Annotated in this window: 4 protein-coding genes; 3 read left to right on the plus strand and 1 reads right to left on the minus strand. The window is 41.5% G+C overall.

Annotated features, from left to right (window positions below):
* Both otsB and E1176_RS03865 read left to right on the plus strand, forming a co-directional pair.
* Positions 1-427 (plus strand): trehalose-phosphatase (gene otsB, locus E1176_RS03860; RefSeq protein ID WP_155209254.1); only part of this gene is annotated, 427 nt, incomplete at its 5' end.
* A 149-nt stretch (positions 428-576) separates the two neighbouring features.
* A complete protein-coding gene (locus E1176_RS03865) occupies positions 577-1,023 on the plus strand; it encodes a ferritin-like domain-containing protein (RefSeq protein WP_155209255.1) in 447 nt (148 codons plus the stop codon).
* A 47-nt stretch (positions 1,024-1,070) separates the two neighbouring features.
* Here E1176_RS03865 and E1176_RS03870 read toward each other — a convergent pair whose 3' ends face one another.
* Positions 1,071-1,598 carry a CIA30 family protein gene (locus tag E1176_RS03870; protein WP_246205930.1) on the minus strand — a complete coding sequence of 176 codons (528 nt, stop codon included), beginning with the start codon at positions 1,596-1,598 and terminating at the stop codon, positions 1,071-1,073.
* Positions 1,599-1,771: 173 nt separating this feature from the next.
* Between E1176_RS03870 and E1176_RS03875 the strand changes: the two genes are divergently transcribed.
* The coding region (locus E1176_RS03875; protein WP_155209256.1) for a HAMP domain-containing protein at positions 1,772-3,478 on the plus strand (1,707 nt) is incomplete at its 3' end.

Here is a 3,478-nt window from a genome sequence, read left to right on the forward strand (position 1 = left end):
ACCGATTTTAGATATTTATGTAAATAAAACACCGGGTTCGTTTATAGAAGAAAAAGATTACTCGCTGGTATGGCATTATAGAAAAGTAGAAACCGGTCTAGGAGAGTTGCGTGCCAGAGAGATAATCAGTCACTTAAAGTACCTGGCGGTAAATATGAATTTGCAGGTCTTGGAAGGTAATAAGGTGGTTGAAATTAAAAATATAGAGGTGAATAAAGGCAAAGCCGCGCACAAGTGGCTGCAAAAGATAGACCCTGATTTTGCCATTGCAATTGGAGATGACTGGACTGACGAGGATACCTTTAAAGTAATGCCGGCTTCAGCTTATACCATTAAAGTAGGAGATATACATTCGGTGGCTAAATTTAGCGTAGTCGACTATAAACAAGTGAGGTCGCTTTTGAGTGATTTGGCGAGTAAAAAGTAGCCATTGTTGCTTATAGACAACAGTTTATCGTTTCTTTCTAGAAACATTTCCACAATACTTGCCCCCTAAACAGGAAAATATTGGTTTTTGAGCAGGTGGAATGATCTCTGCATTATTCATTGTAAAAAATACAAAACAGTAAAAGTACTATGGATAATAAAGAGATAAAAGACAGACTACAAGACATCTTAGACTTATGTCAGGACGGTGCACTTGGTTATACGCAGGCTGCGAAAGAGACAGCAGACAGCGAGATAAAGACGATATTTAACAGACTTTCACAACAAAGAAAGCTGTTTATAGAAGAACTCAAAGAAGACGCGAGAGACTTAGGAGTGGAACCTAAAGCTGAAGGAACGATTTCAGGCTTTTTCCACAGAAACTGGATGGATGTAAAGTCAAACTTCCAGTCTAAGGAAAGCGAAGCTGTAATTGAGGAAGCACAAAGAGGCGAAAAAGCGGCCTTGGAAGTATACAATGATGTTATTCAGAAAGAGACAATGCCTGGCTTCATCAACGAAAAACTAAAGCAGCAGCGAGGAATGATTGAAGGAGCCATAGAACAACTCAAAGAGTTTAAAATGGCTGTAAAATAAAGTAAGGGAGATAGTAGAGTAAAAGGAGGTTATTAGACCTCCTTTTTTTATTTCGAAGCCTTTATAAAATCAATCTCAAGCTTAAATGATTGAGGCTTTTTGTTACCAATAAGGAAAGCAACTTCTTCTACTTGCTCTCCGGGAAAGTTTGGCATATCAAGATCGCGACCACGGAAGGTCGGTTTCAAAGAATTGAAACTGATTTCAATTTCTTGCCAATCACCGGTAGTTTCAAAATTGGCTACATAACTATGCTGTTGCACATCAGTAGACTTCACCCTGAACTGGTATCGTTTGCCGTCACCTTTAATTCTAACTATAAACTTATTATATGGCGCTAAGTCTTTGGCTTTCAAATTGTGCCTTACGGAGCTGAAGCCACCATTGTTTTCCAATGATACCTCACCGCTAAAGAGTCCATGCCCTTCTTCAGAGAGCGTGATGCTACCAGATGATCTACCACCCATGACTACATCATCTACCACCCGCCATGATTGAATAGTAGTATTTGCATTAAAATCAAATAAGGTAGTAGCTGTCATAAGTTGGAGAATTGTGAAGGTGATAAGTAGCATAGGTGAACGGATTTTTTAATATTATCGACATTAAGTGTTTGATACACAGTATGCTATAAATTTTGTTTAACACTTTTAGTCAGAAGTATAACCAGATTAAAACTGAGTTGTTATAATGATTGTGCCTATTTTGATAGATTCACAACAATTAACTAATCAACCTTTTCCATAAAATGGCTAAAAGAAAAACTTCTACGCAATCGAATAAGACCACAAAAACCCCAACAAAAACCAGCACTACCACGACTAGTAAAAGCACACCGACTAAGCGGGTAGTTAAAAAAACCAAAAGAGTGCCTGATGCCGACATGTTTAAGGATGTCGATTATGCACACGAGCAGCTTGACCGACTGATGTTTGCACTGGAATCTTTCCGTGAGGGGGACGTGTCTGTGAGATTAGCTAAAGAACGTAACGATAAGTTTGCAGACCTCTCTGAAGCTTACAATACCATGGTTGAAATGATTGGTGGTGTAAGTACTGAGGTTTCCAGGATATCAAAAGTGGGTGGTATCGAAGGTAACCTTGATGCCAGAGCAGAATTTAAAGCAGCAAGTGGGGTTTGGAAAGACCTGATTGACAATATAAACATCCTGATTGAAGCTATTGCGAAACCAGTACTCGAGGTGTCGCGCATTCTAAACAGCATAGCCAGTGGTAAACTGGAAGATAAATTTAGCCTTACTGTAACAGGCGACTTTAGAGCGATGGCAGATGTAATCAACCAGACGCTTGACAGTCTTAATATTTTCGCTGAACAGGTAACACAAGTGGCGAGAGAAGTGGGAGTTGAAGGTAAACTAGGAGGCCAGGCCAGCGTACCAAATGTTTCCGGTACATGGAAAGACCTTACTGACAATGTAAACCAAATGGCTAGCAACCTTACCGCACAGGTGAGAGAGATTGCTGGAGTTACCACATCGGTAGCAAATGGTGACTTATCAAGAAAGATTACGGAAGAAGGGAAAGGTGGTGAAGTACTTCAGCTTTCGACTACCATTAACCGAATGGTGGATTCACTTAACATATTTGCGGCAGAGGTGACCAACGTATCCAGAGAAGTGGGTGTGGAAGGAAATCTTGGAGGGCAAGCAGATGTACCTGATGTTGCAGGAATATGGAAAGACCTAACCGACAATGTAAATATTATGGCAAGCAACCTGACGAATCAGGTGCGTGATATTGCCAATGTAGCAACAGCCGTTGCGGATGGAGACCTTTCTCAAAAAATTACAATTGATGTAAAAGGGGAGATTGCCGAACTGAAAGACACCCTTAACCAGATGGTGGACTCACTGAATATTTTCGCCTCGGAGGTGACCAGGGTATCACGTGAGGTGGGTACAGAAGGTAAACTTGGTGTACAAGCTGTGGTGCCAAACGTAGCAGGTACCTGGAAAGGTCTGACCGATAACGTAAACACCATGGCGAAAAACATTACCGACCAATGGAGAGCGGTGGGTAACGTGGCCATCGCTTTGAGTAAGGGTGACCTTACGCAAAAAGTAACATTAGAAGTAGGCGGTGAGATCAGAACCTTTGCTGACTCTATTAACCAAATGGTTGATGACCTAAACGTATTTGCCGGTGAGGTAACGCGTGTGGCACGTGAGGTAGGAACCGAAGGAAAGCTGGGAGGTCAGGCGCAGGTACCAAATGTAGCCGGTACCTGGAAAGACCTTACCGACAATGTAAATATCATGGGTAACAACCTTACGGCTCAGGTAAGGGAAATTGCCAATGTAGCAACCGCGGTGGCAAATGGAGACCTTTCTCAAAAAATTAATATCGATGTACAGGGTGAGATCGCTGAGTTGAAAGATACCATCAACCAGATGGTGGACTCACTTAACATTTTCTCAGATGAGGTAACAAGGGTT

Source organism: Fulvivirga aurantia (assembly GCF_009711475.1).
GTDB lineage: Bacteria > Bacteroidota > Bacteroidia > Cytophagales > Cyclobacteriaceae > Fulvivirga > Fulvivirga aurantia.